Consider the following 20,752-nt stretch of genomic DNA (forward strand, 5'->3'; position numbering starts at 1 on the left):
GCGGTCTCAAGGATGCCATCGCGAGCAAGCTTTGCTCCCACAAGATTCCATTGTGGGTAAGCTCTTGCTGGCCCGGGCGCCGAGTAGCTTGAGTTGTTCGCTGCGGCTGATCAGGTTGCCAAGCCGGTGAAGCCGGCGGCGTTGCGGGCGTTGTTGAGTCGGCATTTGCCGTTGTAATGGGCAGAGGAACACGCGGTTCCCTGTGGCGATGGAAAATCTTGTGGGAGCAAGGCTTGCCCGCGATGGCGGTCTCAAGGATGCCATCGCGAGCAAGCTTTGCTCCCACAAGATTCCATTGTGGGCAAGCTCTTGCTGGCCCGGGCGCCGAGTAGCTTGAGTTGTTCGCTGCGGCTGATCAGGTTGCCAAGCCGGTGAAGCCGGCGGCGTTGCGGGCGTTGTTGAGTCGGCATTTGCCGTTGTAATGGGCAGAGGGACACGCTGTTCCACTGTGGCGATGGAAAATCTGTGGGAGCAAGGCTTGCCCGCGATGGCGGTCTCAAGGATGCCATCGCGAGCAAGCTTTGCTCCCACAAGATGACCTCGCCACAAGTTTCTGCTTCAGCCTTGGGATCTGCTTCAGCCCTGGGTTTTCTCGCTGGCTTCTTCCGGCAACTCAGGCAGCCCATCCGCATCGGTCATCGCCCGTTCGAGCAATTCGCTGGGCAAGCTCTTGCTGGCCCGGGCGCCGAGCAGCTTGAGCTGTTCGCTGCGGCTGATCAGGTTGCCGCGCCCTTCCGTCAGCTTGTTGCGCGCCGCGCTGTAGGCTTTGTCCAGCTGCTGCAAGCGACTGCCGATCTCGTCCAGGTCCTGGATGAACAAGACGAACTTGTCATACAGCCACCCGGCCCGCTCGGCGATTTCCCGGGCGTTCTGGCTCTGGCGTTCCTGCTTCCACAAGCTGTCGATCACCCGTAGGGTCGCCAGCAATGTGGTCGGGCTGACGATCACGATATTGCGGTCGAAGGCTTCCTGGAACAGGTTCGGCTCGGCTTGCAGGGCGGCGGAAAACGCCGCTTCGATCGGCACGAACAACAACACGAAATCCAGGCTGTGCAAACCGTCCAGGCGTTTGTAGTCCTTGCCGGCCAAGCCTTTGACGTGGGCGCGCAACGACACCACATGTTGCTTGAGGGCGAGTTGGCCAATGGCGTCATCTTCGGCGGCCACATATTGCTGATAGGCCGTGAGGCTGACCTTGGAGTCGACCACCACCTGCTTGTCGCCAGGCAGATAAATCAACACGTCCGGCTGGAAACGCTCACCGTCCGGGCCCTTGAGGCTGACCTGGGTCTGATACTCGCGGCCCTTCTCCAGGCCGGCATGTTCAAGCACCCGTTCCAGAATCAGCTCACCCCAGTTGCCCTGGGTCTTCTGGCCCTTGAGCGCGCGGGTGAGGTTGGTTGCCTCGTCGCTCAAGCGCAGGTTCAGTTGCTGCAGGCGCTCCAGCTCCTTGCCCAGGGAGAAACGTTCCCGGGCCTCGGCCTGATAGCTTTCTTCGACGCGTTTTTCAAAGGACTGGATGCGCTCCTTCAGCGGATCGAGCAACTGACCCAGGCGCTGGTGGCTGGTCTCGGCGAAACGCTGCTCACGCTCATCGAAGATTTTTCCGGCAAGCTCGGCGAACTGTGCCCGCAACTCGTCGCGCGAACCTTGCAGGTCATCCAGGCGTTGCTGATGGCTTTCCTGCTGCTCGCGCAGTTCGGCATGCAACGACGCCGCCTGGGCATCGAGCCGCCGCAGTTCCGCTTCCTTGTTGGCGCGCTCCAGGTTCCAGGCGTGGGCCGCATCCCGGGCATTGTCGCGCTCGATCTGCAACAACTCGACTTCACGACAGGCCGCGGCGAGCTCGGCTTGCTTGGCAGCGTTGGCCTGGCTCAGGTCGCTGATCTCATCGCGGCAGGCATCGAGCTGGGCATTGAGGCCGTCGTGGGCCATGTGCGCGGTGGCCAGGCGTTCTTCCAGCAGGGCCTGTTCGGTCTGCGCAGCGCCTGCCTGGCGTTGCAGGTGCCAGGCCAGTGCCAGCAACGGCACCGCAGCGCCTGCCAGGCCAAACAACAGGCTGGTCAAATCCATAGCCATGACAATTCCTGCCGATCAAATAAAGCCCGAAGGTTAACCAAGCGGCCGGGGGTTGCCCAGCGCGGTCTTCGTTTTCAGCCTTCGATTTCACCGAGGGCCCGGCGGGCTCGATCATCGCCGGCCCGCGCGGCCTGGCGCAGCAGGTCATGGCCGATGCGTCGATCCCGGGCGTTGCCGCATTCACGGCACATCAACTGCCCGAGGCGACTTTGCGCGGCCACCACGCCTTCACGGGCCGGTTGCTTGAGTAAACGGCCGGCCAAGTGCTTGACGCTGGGGCTGTCCCCCAGTCGCGGGCTGTCGAGCAACCACTCAGCCACCCGCATCGAAATACGCTTGGGTGGGGTAACACCAGGGGGTGTGGAGGTAACAGGATTTGATACTGAGCGAAACTTCATAAAACACTGTGGGGCAGATCGGAAGGCGCGCCACTCTACTCCTTTTTTCGCACGGGTAAAGCCGAAAAAAACCAGCACGCCCGTGCTAGAGCAAGCGCTTGGGACAATCCACAGAAGCTGTGGATAACTCAGTGGACAACCCACCCTGAACTCGCGCAAAGCCCTGTGGAACGGGGCCTGCGCTTAAACTGACGATTTTTTCACCAGCAAAAAAAAGCGATGTTTTTCATTGACTTAAATTTTGGATACAGGCACCCACCCCGGATTGTTTCGACATGACAGTACAGTGACAAGTGGTGTAGCGAGTGTGCACAAGTAACAGCCGAACTGGTTATAACGCTGCGATTTTTTGGCGCATCTGGCGGTAAAACCTGGGGATAACCCGTGGCGAGGGAGCTTGCTCCCGCTGGGGCGCGAAGCGGCCCTGTTTTGGGGCTACTACGCAGCCCAGCGGGAACAAGCTCCCTCTCCACGAGAATATTACTAGGCTGTTCTCTTAACTAATCGGCATCAGGGTGAGGCCCTATTTGAATATTTTTTAACCAATGCCCTTCCTTTCACCCGTTCGATCCGTTACTATCCGCGGCGTTAGTACCAAGCTGAAAGTCAATTCCGGGTCGAACACATCTCCACGGTCAGCCATCCTTCAAAGGACGCCTCACCGAAAAAAAGAGACCGGCCCCCTCGATGGTTTCCAGGTAAACCTTGCGCCAACACAGCCTTTGATCGAATGCAAAGGGTGTTGCCAGGCTCATTACTCTGACCGAACCAACCTGCAAATTGATCAGGATCTTCACCCTGGGCCCAGAACCTTTGCCCTTGATGTGCTGCCTGCCCTCCTAAGTACCTACCTGCCAGCCCAAGCGCGCACTTCATATAGCGCTCAAACTGGCTGCTTTGTTCCAGTCGGGTTCTTCGTTCGACCAATGGTGGTCGACGTTACTGGAACGTTTTAACGTTGCACGGTTCTTAACCGTGTCATTTGTAGGAACACCCATAACATGTCTACTCAAATCCACGCACAGGATGCTATCCGCACCCTCACCAACGCTTTTGCCCCGATGAACTGCCTGATCATGGCCGCTCGCAAAGGCTGCTTCAGCTTCACCCTGGTCAACGAACACGGCATCGCCCGTCACAGCGAACGCCTGTACCCCGATCAGTACTCCAGCGCCGAACCGCTGCAGGCCGTGATCGAGCGTACCCGCCAGGCACTGGTTGCCTGACACGCCAGAAAGGCTGAAAACCCAAAAACCCCGCCTAGAAAGTGGGGTTTTTTATTGCCTGGAATTTCTCGCTCAAGCGAAACGGCGTAAGTACCAAGGGATATAACAGTTATAACCGTTCGTTGAAGATGTTTTAAAAACAGTCCTTTACAGCGCAAATATGACACTACACTTCAAGTCAAGCGGCATGATCCGCTTCCGGCGGGGCCTGGACCGATCCACCGCTGCCAAGCCCACACTCTTCAGGCCCCGCCCATTCACACTTCGAGGGTTTTATGGGTATCGCTGCCAGCGAACTGTGTCGATATGTGATCCGCCCGACGCTCCTCTACCTTGAGCGTCATAGCGCAACCGCGGAATCCTTGTTGCTGGGCATTGCCGCCAGCCAGTCCGCCCTCGGTTCGGCCCTGCATGATCGCCGCGGGCACGGCCTGTATCGCATTACCGAACCCCGACACCAGGCACTCTGGGATCATTACCTGGCGCTGGACCCGGAGCGTGCCAGCCTGGTACGCGGCCTGGCCAGCCAGCACGCCTTTCTCAGCGGCCCGCACCTGGAGTTGACCGTCAACCTGCGCTACGCCACCGCCATTGCCTGGCTGCTGGTGGAGGAACAGAACACCCCGCTTCCCGAAGCCGATGACCTGCTGGGCATGGCCCGCATCTGGCGACAGACCTTTCACCCCCAAGGACGCCTGCGAGATTTCACCTGTGCCTGGCGAAGCTACGTCTCGCCACTGAACCAAGTCGCTTGCTGACGGGAAATTTGGAAACTTCCTACAACGGTCGCGAATTTGGTCTGATTGTCCTACAAAACCACTCTAAATCAAGCGATAAAGGCTATAGCGCTTGGCCGAAAATGTTGGTAATTTTCGCCCCGGTGATCACCAGGAGTTCTAACAATGAAAAAAATGATGCTCAAAACCACCCTTGGCCTTGCCGTTACCTTGGCATCCACTCAACTTTTCGCCAGTGGCTTTGCCTTGAACGAACAAAGCATCAGTGGCATGGGCACTGGTTTCGCAGGTCGTTCTTCCGCTGCCGATGACGCCAGCACCGTGTTTGGCAACCCTGCCGGCATGTCGCGCCTCAAGCGCCAGCAAGTCACCGGTGGCTTCGCCGCCATTGATGCCTCCACCGATATCGACGATGCCAGCGGCACCCAGTCCGGCACCAACAAGGGCGACATGGTCCCGCTTACCGGCGTTCCGATGGGTTATTACGTCAAGCCTATCGATGATCAGTGGGCGTTCGGCCTGGGTGTCTACGCACCGTTCGGCTTGATCACCGATTACGAAAATGGCTTCCAGGGCCGGAGCTTCGGCAGCAAGAGCGAAGTGAAAGTCGTCACGTTCCAGCCAACCGTCAGCTATGCCTTCAACGACAAGGTATCGATCGGTTTCGGCCCAACCATCAACCGTATTTCCGGCTCCCTGGAATCGAAACTGGGCGTACCAGGCCTGCCCGAGGCGGGCGTGGAGATCAAGGGTGACGACATTGGCTACGGCTACAACATTGGCGTGCTGGTCCAGGCAACCGACACCACTCGTGTCGGCCTGACCTACCATTCCAAGGTCAAGTACAAGCTTGAAGGCCACACCGAAGTGAACCCAGGTGCAGGCACTCCTCCTCCCGCACTGAGTAGCGCACGCTACGACGCTTCGCTGGACATCACCACGCCTGAGTCGGTGGACTTTTCGGTCACCCAGCAAATCAATGATGCCTGGACCGTCTACGCCGGCAGCACCTGGACTCGCTGGAGCCGCCTGAAAGAAATTACCGTAAACAACGACGTAACGAGTGGTGGTGCCCTGAACCCGCCCCTCTTCGGTACCATCACCGAAGAGCAAAACTGGCACGACACCTGGGCCTACGCCATCGGTACCTCCTACCAGTTGAACAAGCAGTGGGTACTGCGTACCGGCCTGACCTTCGACCAGTCGCCGACCAACAACCAGGACCGCTCGCCACGCATTCCGACCGGCGACCGGACCATCTTCAGCCTCGGTGCCGGCTGGAGCCCGACAGAAGACCTGACCATCGACGTGGCTTATTCCTACCTCAAGGAAGAAAAAGTCAAAGTCGGCGGCAGCAATGCGCTCGGCCAATCCTACAACGCTGAATACGAAAACAGCGCCAACGGTTTCGGTGTCGGTGCAACCTACCGCTTCTGATGTTTCACGGCGAACCTGAACCACTCGCCACCTGAAGCGAAAAAAGCCCCGCACTCTGCAAAGAGGCGGGGCTTTTTCGTGGTCTGCGATCAGGGCTTGGAAGCAATGGCCGCTTCGACCGCCTTGATGAAATCGGGATCATCAGGCTTGATCCGGCTGGAAAAACTACCAACGACCTTACCCTGGCGGTCCACCACGTACTTGTAGAAATTCCATTTCGGCGCGCCGGATTGTTCAGCCAGGTGCTTGAACAACGGTATCGCATCCGCGCCGCGCACCGGTTGTGGTTCGGTCATGGTGAAGGTCACACCGTAATTGACGTAGCAGACCTTGGCGGTTTCAGCACCGTCCTTGGATTCCTGCTTGAAGTCATTGGACGGTACGCCCAGCACTTGCAGCCCTTGGTCCTTGTAGCGCTGGTTGAGCGCCTCGAGGCCTTTGAATTGCGGGGCGAACCCACAGAAGCTGGCAGTGTTGACCACCACCAGCGGCTTGCCGGCGAAGCGCTGGCACAAATCAATGGTTTCCTTGGCCCGCAGCTTGGGCAACGACCCCTCCAGCAACGGTGGGCAATCGGCGGCCCAGACTTGCCCGGTCACAGCCAGCAACAGGGCGGGAACAGCAAACCAGCGCATCAACATGTCGATTTTCCTTAAAAGCACGTCAGACCACGACGTTACTCGCAGCGTCCGATGCCGTCCATTGTTCAGCAGTTGCCCATGCCCAGTTGCATCAAAGCCAGCCCGCCCTGATGCCAGCCCCACCAGGCGAACGCCAGCAGCAGGCCGGCGCCGGCAGCGATCAACCACGGGCCGATGCGGCTCATGCTGCACTGGCCTGGACTTGCAGGCGCGCCACCGGACGTTCACGTACGGGCCAGTTCAACGCCGCCGCCAACAGGCTGAGCAGGATCGACACCTGCCAGATCAAGTCGTAGCTGCCGGTGCGGTCGTACACCACCCCGCCCAACCAACCACCGAGGAAAGAGCCCAACTGGTGGAACAGGAACACGATCCCACCCAACATCGAGAGATTTCGTACACCAAACAGAGTCGCCACGGTGCCGTTGGTCAACGGTACCGTCGACAGCCACAGCAAGCCCATCGCCATGCCGAACAAGTACGCTGTCGTGGTCGTCACCGGCAGCCACAGGAACAAACCGATCACCACCGCCCGCAACAGGTACAACCCGGTCAACAGGCGCGGCTTGGACATGCGCCCGCCCAGCCAACCGGCGGTATAGGTGCCGAAGATATTGAACAACCCGACCAGGGCCAGCACGGTGGTGCCGACGCTGGCGGGCAGGTGCTGGTCCACCAGGTACGCCGGCAAATGCACACCAATGAACACAACTTGGAACCCGCAGACAAAAAAGCCCACCGCCAGCAGCCAGAACCCGGAGTGACTGCACGCCTCGCGCAAGGCTTCGCCCAGGGTTTGCTCATGGCCGGCGACCGGCAATGGCGCGTCCTTGAGCATGCTCACCAGCGGCACGATCAACGCCACCAGCAGCCCCAGCGCCAACAACGCCGCCGACCAACCGAGCCAGCCGATCAGCCCCAGCGTACCGGGCAGCATGGCGAACTGGCCGAAGGATCCGGCGGCACTGGCGATACCCATGCCCATGCTGCGTTTTTCCGGCGGCACGGCCCGTCCGACTACACCCAGAATCACCGAGAACGACGTGCCCGACAGGCCGATGCCAATCAAAAGACCCGCGCTCAACGACAAGGACCATGGCGAGTCGGCCATGCCCATAAACACCAGGCCGACGGCATAAAGAACACCGCCGATCAACACCACCTTCGCCGCACCGAAGCGGTCGGCCAGCGCACCGGTGAACGGCTGCGCCAGGCCCCAGATCAGGTTCTGCAAGGCAATGGCAAAGGCGAACACCTCGCGGCCCCAGCCAAACTCGCTACTCATGGGCGCCAGGAACAGGCCGAAGCCATGCCGCACGCCCAGGGACAACGCCAGGATCAGCGCGCTGCCCACCAGGACCCAACCACAGGTACGCCACATCGATGTCATTCTTATTCTCCGCTCGCGGGTATATACCCACTTATCATCGAACGAACCGGCTTCATGCCAGTTCATCCAGCAAGGCTAGCAAGGTCGCGCGCTTTTCCGCGCCCAGCTTATCGATCAGTTTCTGCTGCGCCGCTTCCCAGGCCGGCAACGCCGCCGCCAGCCGGGCCTGCCCCGTTTCAGTGAGCACGACAATGCGGTTGCGCAGGTCGTCACCCTCGGCCAGCGCCACCAGCCCCTCGCCTTCCAGCACCCGCAGGTTACGCCCCAGGGTGCTGCGGTCCAGGCCCATGGCCTCGGCCAGGGAAGAAATACTCGGCTGGTCCAGGCGCGCCAGGTTGCTCAGCAAAGAATACTGGGCGACATTGATCCCGAAGCCGTCGAGGGCGCCGTCGTAATACCTGCTGACGCCACGGGCGGCACGACGCAGGTTGATGCACAAACATTGGGAAGGAAGCATGGTGCGTGTATATACCCGGGGTTGGCGGAATGCAAATTTAAATGAGGCGTTTCGGTCTTGCTCATTTAAGGATTGATTGAATCCGTGACGAGAGAGCTTGCTCCCGCTTGAGTGCGAAGCACTCATCAAAGAGGGGCTTGCTCGCGATAGCGGTGGGTCAGCTTGTAGTGATGTTGACTGTGCCGCCGCCTTCGCGAGCAAGCTCGCTCCCACAGTTTTTCCCGGTCGTGCACAGAACTCGCATGCGCCACAAATCCCCTGTGGGAGCGAGCTTGCTCGCGATAGCGGTGGGGCCGTTTGCAGTGATGTTGACTGTGCCGCCGCCTTCGCGAGCAAGCTCGCTCCCACAGTTTTTCCGGGTCGTGCACAGACCTCGCAGCGCTGCGTCCTTCCCGTCATCCGTTCTTGCGCTTTTGCTCGCGGCCTCATGCGCATAGAAAAAAGCCATGATTATCAAAGGCTTTGGCCTAAAAGCCGTTCCGATAACCCTTGATGGACATTCACCACCTGTAATGTCTGACAGGTTTCAGGTGGCTTGAATCGAGATATAACGACCCCGTGCCTCCAGCCCTGCCTCAGGGCTTGAAGACGGGTCGTGTGAACCATGCCATCAAGAAGTAGGAAGATTCCGCCGCCCCCACGCCATCATTGATGATGAATGGGAGTTTCAGTCATGTACCACAGCACCGCGATTTCTGGACGTTCGTCGCCATATCAGGGCCCTCTCCATTCCACGGAGAGCAACCCACCCCAAGCGATTCGACTCACCAAACGTGAAAAGGAATTCCTGCAGTGGAGCGAAGCCGGCAAATCTTCCTGGGAGATTTCCATGATCGTCGATTGCAGCGAAGCCAACGTCAATTATCACTTCAATAACATCCGCCGAAAATTCGGCGTCAGTTCGCGGCATCTCGCGGGGAAGATTGCGCGGGAATGCGGCTTGATCTGAGCGTTCTGAAACCATCATCCGACAAAAGCGCACCGCCATGATCAGTTCGGACCTGGCCATGACGGTGGGATGGTGACGTTTGCTCTTTTTTATTGAACTCAGCTCAAACGGAGTATCTGCGCACGCCAACTAGCCAGATCGTTAGCACTTATATCGCTTTCCCGTTTACTGTTCATCATTTTATCTATTCTCTTTTGCAAAGCAGCTATCTTCGCTTGATTGGGGTTTGTCCTAGGCACATCTGGTATAGGTGCAACTTGCTTAGGCTGGATAGGCACCGGATCAGGTGCCGACCTCGATGCGTCTGGAAGAGGCATTGGCTTTCGTCGTGAATGATCGATGAATCCTGGAGGTCTGCGGTTTCTTGCGAGATCAGCAATACTGCCTGTTTCAAAATTTTGATTCCTGGGTCGGGCAATGTAGCGTCTTTCTTTTGGAAGCTCAGATATATAGCCGGTTTCAACAACTAGGCGGCTGGGCTGGCTGGTAGTCGACGGAAGAGCGCCACCGGACACCTCTGACACGTTGGCGGTACCGGATGCGACTCTAGTGTTTAATGCCTTAACCGGACTTTTGACCAATTGGGGAGGCACTTTGATTGGCGTCATAATCTTGGGGGGCGCGAATAGCCGACCTATCACATGCCCCGTCGGATCCGTAAAACTAATCGGATCCCCCAGGCAATAGGTGTAAGCATTCAGCCCCCCATCCCCAAACGGACTCCAACTGTCCGGGCTATGAAACCTCATCAACACCGGATTGAACGCCCGATAGCCCTTCCCCAGCAAGTACCAACCCGTTTGGGTTTCCCGCCGCTCGCCGTTGTAACCCAGGTGGCTGCTGACCGACGCTTCATCCACGCGATGGCCGTACGGCGTATAGACAAACTCCTGGGTTGCATCGCGATCGATTTCCCACAGCACGCTGTTCTTGTCATCACCGGCCAACAATAACGACTTTGGGTCAGCACCCGCCTGGTGCTCGGCGAGCACGACACCGTCTGCGCGTAGGAAACTGCTGCTGCTGGCACCTTTGACCAGGCTCGTCAATTCACCGCCCTGGTAAAAGCGCTGCTCTTTCCCACTCCCATCATCCAGGCCGGCCAGCGTGTCCAATGGGTCGTAGCTGTAGCCGGTATCCCCCCCTCCCGACGGATCACTGACGGAAACCAACCGACCGAGAGGGTCATATTCGAGCCTGCGGTTTTCTTCGTCGCGGATCAGATGGCCGTCGGCGTCATACTCGAGCACTATTTCGGGTGGGTAACCGGGGACTCCTGTATTGGTTATTCTGCGCAATTGCGTCGGGTCCTTCGGGTCGTCATAGATATAGACAGCCACATTGATACCTTCAGGAGACGTGGTATTCACTCGGATCAGATTGTCCAGCGCATCGAATCGGAACAGCTGACTGAGAATGACTTTACCGTAGGGGTCCACTGGCGGTTCGCTGCCTTCACAGGTGTAGAGCACCAAGCGCCCACGCGGGTCGTATTCGTAAGTTTCCTTGCGCAACAACGTCTCGCCTTTGGACAGGGTTCGCTCGATCAATGCATCAACGCTGTTATATACCTGGGTCAGTTGCTGCTCGACACCGTCAAGGTCGAAGTTACGCTGTATTTCACGCCCCAACCCGTCGTAATGCAGGCTGATTGTCACGCCCTGCCCGCCGACGCGGTCCAGGGTGCTGACTGAACTGAGCTGCCCCAGGCTATCGAACGTAAAATCCGAAGAGAGCGTGTTACCAAGACGGGTTTGTTCGAGACGGTTCGCCTTGTCGTAGGTATACGACTGGGTCTGTTCCAGCACATCGGTATAGCTCAGTAAAAGACCCAATCGACTGTGCTGGTAGTGCATCGCATAAGTGTCTTCCCCTTGTACCCGCGTCTCGCTTTTCAGCTCGCCGGTCGTGAAATAATCACGGGAGAGCTCCAATCCGCCTTCCTTGCAACTGACAAGTCGAGCATTTTTACCGTCTCGTACATATTCAGCCGTGACGCCTCCTGGTAGGCTCCGCTGGCTGGGTTCTTCACCCAATTGAGGTTGATAGACATAATTGATCAGCTGATTGCTGGCGGTGGTCAGGGTCGCCGGTTGGGTTTGCCCCGAATCGTAGGTGAACGTTTGCTTGCGTCCCCCCGTAGTCGACTCGACCTTGCGTCCCAATCCATCGAAAACCTGCTGGCCCAATTCAATACCGTTGACACTTATTTCCGTCGGAAGGTCTTCCGAACTATGCAGTGCATAGCTGCGTCGAACCGTAGCACCACCGGGAAGAACAGTGGTCACCATACGGTCAAAGATATCGTAGGTGTACTTTGTAGTGGCATCGCGAGCGTCAGTTTCCTCGACAGTTCGCCCGAGCCCGTCATAACCATAACGGTGCCGACTAATCAGCGTTCCGTCGGTCTCGAAGCGCTCCACATGATCGGGCTTCTCCAACAAGTTCAAGTAGGTCACCGTTTTACCGCTGACCTTCGCCTCAGTGTCGGTTCCTTCCCGCCAAGCGGTCTGGATAGGGCCTTGCCATAGCTCAGAACCAATCGGATTCGTCTCTTCGTAGACCTTGATCCCGTCCGGTCCGGTGACACTGCGCTGCGCGCCCCACCCGTCGTACTCGTAGGTGGAGGCCAACGCCGCCTGCTGCTCATCGCGCCAGTCGTATTGAGTTTCCTCGGTCAGGTCCCCAAACACGTCGTAACTCGCCGAATACGTCTGACGGAACTCTTCGGCACGCACAAGGTTATCGGCGTCCTGGCGTTCTGCATACACCGGACGGTTAAGCCCATCGACCCGTGTCCGGGTCTTCACGCCCTTGACGTCAGTGACCAATTGCTCGGCCCGCTGTCCATCCAGGGCGGTCAGTAGGTACGAATACTGACGCGTTGCTTCGAACTCCGGTTCGTCCGGCGCGACGGTTTCGGTCACGACGCGAGTCAGGGCGTCGTACGTGTAGCGAATTTTCACTTCATTGTCGTCGCGAGTCAGCAATGGCTGACCGTGAAGCAATGAGTCTTCACTGACGATCGTTTTTCGAACCTCGCCATCGGGCGCGTCATCGTAACCGATGAAGGTTTCAGTGGTTTCCAACACGGTTTCACCGGTCAACACGCTCGGCAGCGTCTTGTATTCATACAAGGTCGTACTGGTCGTGCCATTGAGCAGGGTTTGCTGGCTGGCCAGGCGGCCATGCAAGAACGCGTTCCCAATCAACTCGTGGTAAGTGCGCAAGGTCTGCTGCAAGGTGGTTTCGTTGGCGCCCTCCACCTGCATCAGGGTTTCGCTGTCCATCGCCAGCCAATCGTCCACCCCGCTGCCGTTCAGCGGCTTGTGCGCGCTGTAGCGCAGACGGGTGCGCAGCGTCGGCGCGCCCGGCTCGCCTTGGGATGATGGGTACACCGTGGTGTCTTTGAGGTTGCGTTCGAAACGGTCCGCCGGGCAACCGTCCTCGCCGTTCTTGGAATAGTAGGTGTAGACGGTCCTGATACCGTTGGGCTCAACCTGTTCGATATGGTTGCCCTGGTCGTTGTAGACGCTGCGGGTGATTTCGGCGCGGTATTGGGTCGCGTCGTTGTCCAGCTCCCAACGGGTGGTGACTTCCTTGGGGAACTGGAACTGCGGGACCTGGCGCTCGAACGGCACATCCTCGGCGTAATACTGGGTGCTGACACGCTTGACGCAATGTTCCTGTTTGGTTTTTTCTTCCACCAGCAAGTGAAAACGGTTGTAACTGCGTTCGACTGTGCGCGCCACCTGGCCGCCGACCATCAAGCGGGCGGTGCTGCCGTATTCATAACGGGCCTGCAGTTTGTACAGCGGGTCCATCCCGTCTTCCCAACTGACGGTTTCACCGGCGCCGAGGAAGTTATGGCTGGTGTAGCTGAATTGCACCTCGACCATCGTTTCATCGGCGTTTGGCTGGCCAAAGTCGGGGTAGCTGCGATGGCGGGTGACCCGCGGCAAGTTGGGGCGCACAACGCCGCCCGGATAAGGGTGCCCGGTGTCGGCATAAGTGAGGATTTCCCGACCGCCAACCGGTGTTTTGATTTCGTGCAGGCACAGGATGTTGCGGATCGGCCCGTTGCCATAGCCAAAACGCCAGGAGCCCTTGTCGGGCGTGGGCAAGACGATCTCGGTGACCCAGCCGCTGGCATTGAGCTTCATTTCATAACGCGCCAGCGCGGTGCCATTAGGGCCGTCGTAGGGCCGCACGAGGATCTCCACCCACTCATCGTTGGCCTGGCGGTTGATTTGCAGCAGTTCGCCCTGGGCATCGCTGATGCTGTGCAGGCACTGTCCGCCACGGAACGATGCATAGGCAAGTGTGAGGCTGTGGCCGGCAGGCGACTTCACGCTCACAGGCAAGGCGACCCGGGTAAGATCGCCGCCGACTTGAAGCTCTTCGACCATCCCCGACTTATGCAACACGCGGTAGCGGTTGCCGCCCAGATTTTCGAAATGGAAAGTGTCGAGTTTTTTTTCCTTCATATCCGGAAGCGAACCGCTGCCGGTGACTTTGAAGGTTTCCCCGGTGCTCAAGGCCAAAATGTTGTTGGAGGGCGTGAACTGGCTCAAGTTCAAGTTCCAGCCCACCCCGAAGCCGGAGTCCAGGATATTGATCGGACTGAAAGTCAGGTTCAAAGGGAAGGCCGGGCCGCACAGCCAGTTACTTTGGACCTCGGGCAGGTCGATGGAAACGGTGTATTGCCCGGTGCGCGGGTCAACACCGCCTTGTACGTAGCTCATGAAGCCGAAGGCTTGGGAATGTACGGTACTGGAAGTGGTCATGGTCAATCCCTCGTTACTAAGATCAAGGAGTTGAAAATTAAGGCGAAGGAGGTACGGCTGAAGTTTGTATTCGGATACAAGAGAGCTCGTCTCTGAATGAGCTATTTACTTGCAGATCGACCATTTGCAGTCCAGGTTCGATTATCTGGTTTTTTTGAAAGGTGGTGAGGTATTCAGTTTCAATAATCGACGTGCTGGTTTGTTTCTTTATTGTTTTTAGTGATATCCATGTGTTTTTACTGTACTTTCCGCAATCTCCGCTATCGCCTAAAAAAATGGTGGTGGCTGAAGGCAATTCAGCCAGTTGGATTGAACGGGTTTTGTCATTCCAGCCAGAGCACCCTGGCGGGGTCGGGGGGTTAACGAAGCTGTAAGTTATGGCTGTACCCGGTTCTGGCACAATCAGTCTGCAAATACCATTGTCCTTGTCCCTAAGTACAATTGTGCCGGTTGCCTTGTTTTGTTCGGGGGAACTGGTCGCTTTTTTATTGTTGTCGTTGGACCGGGGGGGAATAGAAGGGCTGGTCTCCGAAAATGCAACGACTGAGTAGATAAGATTGTTAGCCAACAATAAGCTGAAAGCGATCGCCTTGACGGGGTTCATGGTCACTGTCCCATATCGAGTGGTGGCTGATGCGGAAAACTAAACATAACGTTATCATCGAAATGAGCCCTTGAAACCTAACAGTTCTGTTAGTAGACAGCGTTCCCCCACGAAACCTACAGTGTCATCGCTGATGTTCTCTTGAATTTGAATACTCAAGGAATAAGTCATGGTGGACTCGAACTTACGCCCAGAGCTCCCAGCCCAGCAGCCGGGGGATTCTGATGAAAGAGGGCCAGAATCGCTTCGAGCATTCTGCTACGCAGGAAAACATCTCCAAGTCAGCAAGCTGCCGGTCCCGCACATAAAGGAATCTCACGACCGGTCGGTGAAAACCGCCGATGTCACTTCAGCAGGCGCCACGGCTGTGGTACCGCCCTATCAGGCCATGCGTGTCGGGGATGAGGTCATCTTCAGTTGGCAAGGCTACTTCCAAGGCGTACCGGAAACTGTGTATCAGGAGTCCAAAGAAATCAGGGCTGAGCACTTGCACCAGCCGTTGACGTTCACCGTGCCCTATATCGAGATTGGTTCTATTGAGGGTGAATATGCCGATATCAGCTATCGCGTTGAGTATGCTGAACAGCCCGCACAGCCCAGCGAGTCCGAACAACAGCGGATTGACATCGTCGATCCCGGTTCCGCTTTGTTGCCTTCTATCACGGTCAAAGGCCATACCGCAGGCCCAATCAACCCGGGACATTACCCTGATGGCCTGACCTTGCAAGTCAAACCGTTTCATCCGGACCTCCAGGATAACGATTGGGTGCTGTTGTATTGGACCGGTAGCGAGAAAATCAAGAGTGTTACCAAGGCCCTGCGGGTCGATCGTTCGACATTGGATAGCGGTCTTTTCGAGTTTTATATCGAGCCGCACTGGCTGACAGTAAACAGCAACGCCCAGGTAAAAGTGCTTTATCAGTACGCCCGGGCCGGTGTTGCCCTGTCGGCTGAGCCTTTACTGCTGGATATCAGCAAGCCACTGCACCTGCCCGCCCCGATTATTGAAGATGTCACCCCGGGTGCGGACAACCATGGGACCTGGGCAGCGACTACCAATGGGGCTTATGTCAATGTGCCCGATACGGCGGAAATCGGATCGGGCAGCGTAGAGGTGCATTGGCAAGGGCATCCAAATGGTGGGCGCCATGTTGCGACTGATCCTGTTTCGGGCAGACGTTTTCACATTCCATCCACTGCTATTGCAGCCAACATGTCGACCGTCGCACAGGGACGTTATTTCCCGGTGTTTTATTGCGTCGACGGTGAACCTTCTGTCCGTTTCAACCTGCTTGTCGAGCCGTTGCCTGCGACACGCTACCCGTCTACAACCTCCGTGCACATCTCGGGCGGTCAGATGAGTCTGGCCGCAGTGCCGTTTAGCGGCGCGGATTTGATCATCGAGTCTTCGGGTTTCGATGCTTGGCCATTCATGGCAGTAGGGCAGCTGTTGATGATGGAAGCCACTGGCGTCGACGGCAACGGTAATACCTCATACCCCGTACGTAATGCGCTGCCGGTTACAGACGCTGAGTTCAGAAACAAAAAAGTAACAGCAAAGCTGCCAAAGCAATTTTTGGAAACACTCATGCTTGGTGAACCGTTTTCACTAAAAGCACGCGTCAGCTTTGACGGTGGTGAAACGTTTACGAGCTTTAAAGATACCACTGCAACGCTGGTTCGCTAAACCGGAGTACAAGCCGCCGGCGCTATTATCGGTGAGAGAGGTTGTCATGGAAATCAATTCTGTAGATACGCTGTTGGACTGGCTCAAAGTGGAGCCTCGGACATTGGGCTGGGGTGCGGTGCTGGCCTATGGACGCAGTGAGACCAATAAGGTGTTGTTGCAGGAATACATCACCCGATTCGGCACTGAGCATTACATGCAACCGATCACCGAAGAAATTCGGGACAACACCACACCGACGCAAAAGGATTTTCTGCATAACTACCAAATGGACGCGCCGCGACTGTCCTTCATCGGCGCTAACTTGCAGACGTCGGCAGCGAAATTAACAATGAAGGAGGTCGGTGGTACCCACCTGTCTTTCACCAAACAGGAAGGTGCCCAACAATGGTCGCTGACTCGAATTTCCGAGAAAAACGTACTGGATGGTCCAGGGTTGAAGTTTGATATCAATCTTATGGAGAGCACGGGGTCGGTTACCTCGGCGGGGCGGGTGGAGCTCGATATCTCGAAGGGTACGAATTATCGGTTGATTGACATGCCGTCCGAGCACTTGCAAAGGGTGGCGGGTGAGCGTTTCAAGACACGCTTCAGGGCGTTGCCGGAAGACCAGAAAATCTTTGTGCTGAACGAATTGAAGTTTGAGCCGGATCAATTTCTAAAGCCTTCGAAATTCGTTATTCGCACTCATAATAAACAGGGTGCCGGTGCCAGGTTGTTGGCCAATGAAGATGAGGGAGAGGGGGCGGTACTGGTTTTTGTCGCCATGGAAGGAGATGATAATGGGACGGCACCTATCGATAATGCGGACCTGAAGTATTTGTTGCCGGATGGCCATTCGGCTACAGCGTTGTTGGGTAATGATATGCTGTTTAAAAAAATAATTAGGGAAGGGGTTAGGAGAGCACACAACCTAGAGAATCCGTTTTGGGTTGAGTTCGATGTTGTCAATGGCTTCGCTGAAGCTACTGGCTATGGAGGGAGGGGGGCTTACCAGAGAGTTTTTTATAGAGCACCTCCTACTGAGGAGCAGTATCTTGATGAATTTAAGTTGATATCTTTAATTACGAATTTCTCAGATAACTCGGGAGCGCCTACACCAGGAGTGGCGAATTTTGTGGTTCGAAACCTGGCTGGGGAGCTTGCATTGGCGTGGAGTGGTGATAAGGAACAGCCCTGCATTGCTTATTATCGGAATCCTTTATCCGCCAAGGTAGGTAATTTATGGACTGCATGGGATTTGTTATGGAGGTTTCAATTTGAGACAGAGCCGGGAACTGGGAGCATCCTCCTTAAGGTTAGCTCTAGAAATGAGGTTGTAAATGGAGGCATAGGAACATATCAGCATCCACCTCTAGTGCAAGAGTTTCCGAAAATAAAGCCGGAACTCGAAAAAGAGCTTCGGACGGTGTTGGGTCCAACGGTCGAACAAATCATTAGTCCTGTGACGGAAATTAACGTTTTTACCCTTAACAGCTTACTGTTCCGCAGCAGCGATTCAGTAAAATTCGACAGCGTTTATTTTCCTGGCGATCTGGCCGCATTCGGCCACGTCAGCCCCACACAAACGGCCTTCAGTATCACCGACCTGGAGCCGATCATCCCCCACACGGTGCCGTGGCAATTCAACACCGAACCGGCTCGCACCAATTTGACCTGGTCGGTGCGCAATATCCTCGGCGAGACCGTGCCCAAGGGAACCATCACTAATACGGGTCGGTATACCCCGCCCACCGCCGCCGAGATGCCACGCAGTTCCATCCGAGTGGTGGTTACGGCCACCGACGGTACCCACACCAGCTCGGCGCTGGTCGGCATCACGGCCCGAAGTCTTGCCGTCAACCCGTTGATCATGATTGCCACAGCCGGCGACTCCCTGGCCCATGACGTGTCAGCCGGCGCCGTGGACGGCGGCGCCTTGACCTGGTCCATCCAGGATCCGACCTCAGGTGCCGTTGTGAGACCGGACCCGGCCGCCGACAAGGACCACAGCTATGTGCCTGGGCCGCCGATCGCCAAGTCACCGCCCACCGTCGATACGATCGTGGTGACCAACCCCCGGACGGGGTTGAGTGAAACGACGAGAGTGTTGGTACTGCATCGTGCGCCAACGATTGAAGTGGTGATCAATGATGCGGTGAGTTTGCCGGAGAACCAGCTCCAATTGTCGATCATGGGGGAGGACGGCCCCATCAATCCCGGCGATTGGGGCGAGGAATGGCAGGTATTGCTGGGCAGCGGCTCGGCGCAAATGAATGCCGCCAGCGGTGTGCTGACGTTGAACCCTGCCGGGCCGGACAAGTTTGTGGTCATTACTGTCCTGGTGCCCCCTGCAAGACCAGGAGGGGCTTCGGAGGACGGTTACATCGTCCTGCCGTTACCGTTATTCAGCGTGCCCGAAACGATCCGGATGTTCCGTGCCGATGGTCAGTAAGTTGCCCGGGCCCTAAACCGTGAGAGTCAGGATTTGGAGGGTGAGTTCATTCTCAACCAAAGGATTACTACCATGGAAATCAATTCTGTAGATACGCTGTTGGACTGGCTCAGAGTGGGGCCTCGGACATTGGGCTGGGGGGCGGTGCTGGCCTATGGACGCAGTGAGACCAATAAGGTGTTGTTGCAGGAGTACATCACCCGATTCGGCACTGAGCATTACATGCAACCGATCACTGAAGAAATTCGGGACAATACCACCCCGACACAAAAGGATTTTCTGCATAACTACCAAATGGACGCGCCGCGGCTGTCCTTCATTGGCTCCAACTTGCAGACGTCCGCAGCGAAATTAACGATGAAGGAGGTCGGTGGCACTCACCTGTCTTTTACCAAGCAGGAAGGTGCCCAACAATGGTCGCTTATTCGAATTTCCGAGAAAAACGTACTGGATGGTCCAGGGTTGAAGTTTGATATCAATCTTATGGAGAGCACGGGGTCGGTTACCTCGGCGGGGCGGGTGGAGCTCGATATCTCGGAGGGTCGTAACTATCGTTTGATTGACATGCCGTCCGAGCACTTGCAAAGGGTGGCGGGTGAACGTTTCCAGACACGCTTCAGGGCGTTGCCGCAAGCGCAGAAATTTTTTGTGCTGAACGAATTGCAGTTTGAGCCGAATCAATTTCTTAAACCTTCAAAGTTCGTTATTCGCACCCATAATAAACAGGGTGCCGGTGCCAGGCTGTTGGCCAATGAAGATGAGGGAGAGGGGGCGGTACTGGTTTTTGTCGCCATGGAGGGAGATGCTAATGGAACCACGCCCATCGATAATGGAGATCTGAAATATCTGTTGCCGGAGGGATACTCAGCAACGGTGTTGTTGGGTGATGCCATGCTGTTTAATAAAATAATCGCTGAGGGGGCGAGGCGAACAAATACTATAGAGGATGCGTTTCGCGTGGAGTTTGAGGTTGTCAATGGTCTGACTGAAATGATTGGTTATGGAGGGAAGGGGGTATATGCTAAAAGATTTTATGAGGGAACACCTATTGATGGGCGTTATATTGAGTTCATTCAAGTAGTATCGTTGATTACCAATTTTTCTGACCAAGGGGGAGGGCCGCAGCCAGGTTTAGCGTCATTTCGTATTCGACGCATGCCGGGGGAGATTGTCCTGGATTGGCGTGGTAATAAAGAGCAATCATGCATCGTGTTCTACAGTCTGTATCCAGGCACCGAGGATGGTAACTTGGGGTCGGCATGGGAGTGCGTGTGGAGATTTCAGTTCAAGATGGAACCGGTAACCGGAAGGGTCGTCTTGGAAGTTGTTCGTGAGAGCGACCAGATAAGCGTTGAGGTAAACATAGGGACATTACAAAATCAGCCACTTGTAGTGCGAAATTTTTCGCAGATAAAAGCAAACTTTGAACAAGAGGTTGCAGCACTATTGCGTCCGACTATTGAAACGTTTATTAGTCCGGTGACGGAAATTAATATTTTTACACTTAACAGCTTATTATTTCGTGGTGACAATTCGGTAAAAATCGACAGTGTGTATTACCCTGGCGACCTGGCAGCATTCGGCCACGTCGGCCCTACACAAACCGCCTTCAGTATCACAGATCTGGAACCGATCATTCCCCACACGGCACCGTGGCAATTCAATACCGAACCACCTCGCACCAATTTGACCTGGTCGGTGCGCAATATCCTCGGCGAGACCGTGCCCAAGGGAACCATCACTAATACGGGTCGGTATACCCCGCCCACCGCCGCCGAGATGCCACGCAGTTCCATCCGAGTGGTGGTTACGGCCACCGACGGTACCCACACCAGCTCGGCGCTGGTCGGCATCACGGCCCGAAGTCTTGCCGTCAACCCGTTGATCATGATTGCCACAGCCGGCGACTCCCTGGCCCATGACGTG

The 20,752-nt window shown here is 56.4% G+C and carries 14 protein-coding genes and 1 pseudogene; 7 read left to right on the forward strand and 8 right to left on the reverse strand.

Features of this window, described 5'->3' with window-relative positions; all coding sequences use genetic code 11:
* Nucleotides 1–251: 251 nt before the first annotated feature.
* From AD662_RS30210 to AD662_RS21320, 3 genes and pseudogenes are all read right to left on the reverse strand, one after another.
* Nucleotides 252–365, reverse strand: a pseudogene (locus AD662_RS30210) (hypothetical protein); the annotation flags it as partial.
* A 211-nt stretch (nucleotides 366–576) separates the two neighbouring features.
* Nucleotides 577–1,965, reverse strand: a complete 1,389-nt coding sequence (locus AD662_RS21315) for a DNA recombination protein RmuC (RefSeq protein WP_162493988.1) — start codon at nucleotides 1,963–1,965, stop codon at nucleotides 577–579.
* A gap of 188 nt (nucleotides 1,966–2,153) precedes the next feature.
* A complete protein-coding gene (locus AD662_RS21320) occupies nucleotides 2,154–2,477 on the reverse strand; it encodes an SEL1-like repeat protein (RefSeq protein ID WP_024616481.1) in 324 nt (107 codons plus the stop codon).
* A 1,001-nt stretch (nucleotides 2,478–3,478) separates the two neighbouring features.
* Between AD662_RS21320 and AD662_RS21325 the strand changes: the two genes are divergently transcribed.
* From AD662_RS21325 to AD662_RS21335, 3 genes are all read left to right on the forward strand, one after another.
* Nucleotides 3,479–3,703 carry a hypothetical protein gene (locus tag AD662_RS21325; protein WP_003204606.1) on the forward strand — a complete coding sequence of 75 codons (225 nt, stop codon included), beginning with the start codon at nucleotides 3,479–3,481 and terminating at the stop codon, nucleotides 3,701–3,703.
* A 275-nt stretch (nucleotides 3,704–3,978) separates the two neighbouring features.
* Entirely contained in the window at nucleotides 3,979–4,461 is a 483-nt protein-coding gene (locus AD662_RS21330; protein ID WP_018604307.1) for a hypothetical protein, read from the forward strand.
* Nucleotides 4,462–4,605: 144 nt separating this feature from the next.
* Nucleotides 4,606–5,877 (forward strand): OmpP1/FadL family transporter, encoded by a 1,272-nt coding sequence (locus AD662_RS21335; RefSeq protein WP_018604308.1) that lies wholly within the window; start codon nucleotides 4,606–4,608, stop codon nucleotides 5,875–5,877.
* A gap of 89 nt (nucleotides 5,878–5,966) precedes the next feature.
* On the opposite strand, the gene AD662_RS21340 is transcribed toward AD662_RS21335, so the two are convergent.
* The 3 genes from AD662_RS21340 to AD662_RS21350 all read right to left on the reverse strand — a co-directional run bounded on the left by AD662_RS21340 (nucleotide 5,967) and on the right by AD662_RS21350 (nucleotide 8,365).
* Nucleotides 5,967–6,518, reverse strand: coding sequence for a glutathione peroxidase (locus tag AD662_RS21340; RefSeq protein ID WP_018604309.1), 552 nt, complete (start codon nucleotides 6,516–6,518; stop codon nucleotides 5,967–5,969).
* A 181-nt stretch (nucleotides 6,519–6,699) separates the two neighbouring features.
* Nucleotides 6,700–7,908 (reverse strand): MFS transporter, encoded by a 1,209-nt coding sequence (locus AD662_RS21345; RefSeq protein ID WP_033062554.1) that lies wholly within the window; start codon nucleotides 7,906–7,908, stop codon nucleotides 6,700–6,702.
* Between the two features lie 52 nt (nucleotides 7,909–7,960).
* Nucleotides 7,961–8,365, reverse strand: a complete 405-nt coding sequence (locus tag AD662_RS21350; RefSeq protein ID WP_003204618.1) for a MarR family winged helix-turn-helix transcriptional regulator — start codon at nucleotides 8,363–8,365, stop codon at nucleotides 7,961–7,963.
* Between the two features lie 673 nt (nucleotides 8,366–9,038).
* Here AD662_RS21350 and AD662_RS21355 point away from each other — a divergent pair.
* On the forward strand, nucleotides 9,039–9,314 hold the full coding sequence (locus AD662_RS21355) for a helix-turn-helix transcriptional regulator (RefSeq protein ID WP_018604312.1): 276 nt from the start codon (nucleotides 9,039–9,041) through the stop codon (nucleotides 9,312–9,314).
* A 98-nt stretch (nucleotides 9,315–9,412) separates the two neighbouring features.
* Here AD662_RS21355 and AD662_RS21360 read toward each other — a convergent pair whose 3' ends face one another.
* Together AD662_RS21360 and AD662_RS29380 are read right to left on the reverse strand one after the other, a co-directional pair.
* On the reverse strand, nucleotides 9,413–14,101 hold the full coding sequence (locus AD662_RS21360) for an RHS repeat domain-containing protein (protein ID WP_053189689.1): 4,689 nt from the start codon (nucleotides 14,099–14,101) through the stop codon (nucleotides 9,413–9,415).
* 37 nt (nucleotides 14,102–14,138) lie between these two features.
* Nucleotides 14,139–14,705: a hypothetical protein gene (locus tag AD662_RS29380; protein ID WP_139213006.1), complete on the reverse strand. Its 567-nt coding sequence runs from the start codon at nucleotides 14,703–14,705 to the stop codon at nucleotides 14,139–14,141.
* A 169-nt stretch (nucleotides 14,706–14,874) separates the two neighbouring features.
* On the opposite strand from AD662_RS29380, the gene AD662_RS21365 reads away from it, so the two are divergent.
* The 3 genes from AD662_RS21365 to AD662_RS21375 form a co-directional block, all read left to right on the forward strand.
* On the forward strand, nucleotides 14,875–16,392 hold the full coding sequence (locus AD662_RS21365) for a hypothetical protein (RefSeq protein WP_018610542.1): 1,518 nt from the start codon (nucleotides 14,875–14,877) through the stop codon (nucleotides 16,390–16,392).
* A gap of 46 nt (nucleotides 16,393–16,438) precedes the next feature.
* Complete coding sequence (locus AD662_RS21370; RefSeq protein WP_053189690.1) at nucleotides 16,439–18,826, forward strand: hypothetical protein; 2,388 nt, start codon at nucleotides 16,439–16,441, stop codon at nucleotides 18,824–18,826.
* 72 nt (nucleotides 18,827–18,898) lie between these two features.
* Nucleotides 18,899–20,752: hypothetical protein (locus AD662_RS21375; RefSeq protein ID WP_053189691.1), on the forward strand; the 1,854-nt coding region annotated here is incomplete at its 3' end.

Origin of the sequence: Pseudomonas kilonensis (genome assembly GCF_001269885.1) — a bacterium.
Lineage (GTDB): Bacteria > Pseudomonadota > Gammaproteobacteria > Pseudomonadales > Pseudomonadaceae > Aquipseudomonas > Aquipseudomonas kilonensis.

Bases quoted from the DNA above. Each gene is read 5' to 3' on its own strand.
- AD662_RS29380 (WP_139213006.1), bottom strand. From the start codon at position 14,705: ATGAACCCCGTCAAGGCGATCGCTTTCAGCTTATTGTTGGCTAACAAT.
- AD662_RS21330 (WP_018604307.1), top strand. From the start codon at position 3,979: ATGGGTATCGCTGCCAGCGAACTGTGTCGATATGTGATCCGCCCGACG.
- AD662_RS21355 (WP_018604312.1), top strand. From the start codon at position 9,039: ATGTACCACAGCACCGCGATTTCTGGACGTTCGTCGCCATATCAGGGC.
- AD662_RS21345 (WP_033062554.1), bottom strand. From the start codon at position 7,908: ATGACATCGATGTGGCGTACCTGTGGTTGGGTCCTGGTGGGCAGCGCG.
- AD662_RS21325 (WP_003204606.1), top strand. From the start codon at position 3,479: ATGTCTACTCAAATCCACGCACAGGATGCTATCCGCACCCTCACCAAC.
- AD662_RS21335 (WP_018604308.1), top strand. From the start codon at position 4,606: ATGAAAAAAATGATGCTCAAAACCACCCTTGGCCTTGCCGTTACCTTG.
- AD662_RS21320 (WP_024616481.1), bottom strand. From the start codon at position 2,477: ATGAAGTTTCGCTCAGTATCAAATCCTGTTACCTCCACACCCCCTGGT.
- AD662_RS21365 (WP_018610542.1), top strand. From the start codon at position 14,875: ATGGTGGACTCGAACTTACGCCCAGAGCTCCCAGCCCAGCAGCCGGGG.
- AD662_RS21350 (WP_003204618.1), bottom strand. From the start codon at position 8,365: ATGCTTCCTTCCCAATGTTTGTGCATCAACCTGCGTCGTGCCGCCCGT.
- AD662_RS21340 (WP_018604309.1), bottom strand. From the start codon at position 6,518: ATGTTGATGCGCTGGTTTGCTGTTCCCGCCCTGTTGCTGGCTGTGACC.
- AD662_RS21370 (WP_053189690.1), top strand. From the start codon at position 16,439: ATGGAAATCAATTCTGTAGATACGCTGTTGGACTGGCTCAAAGTGGAG.
- AD662_RS21360 (WP_053189689.1), bottom strand. From the start codon at position 14,101: ATGACCACTTCCAGTACCGTACATTCCCAAGCCTTCGGCTTCATGAGC.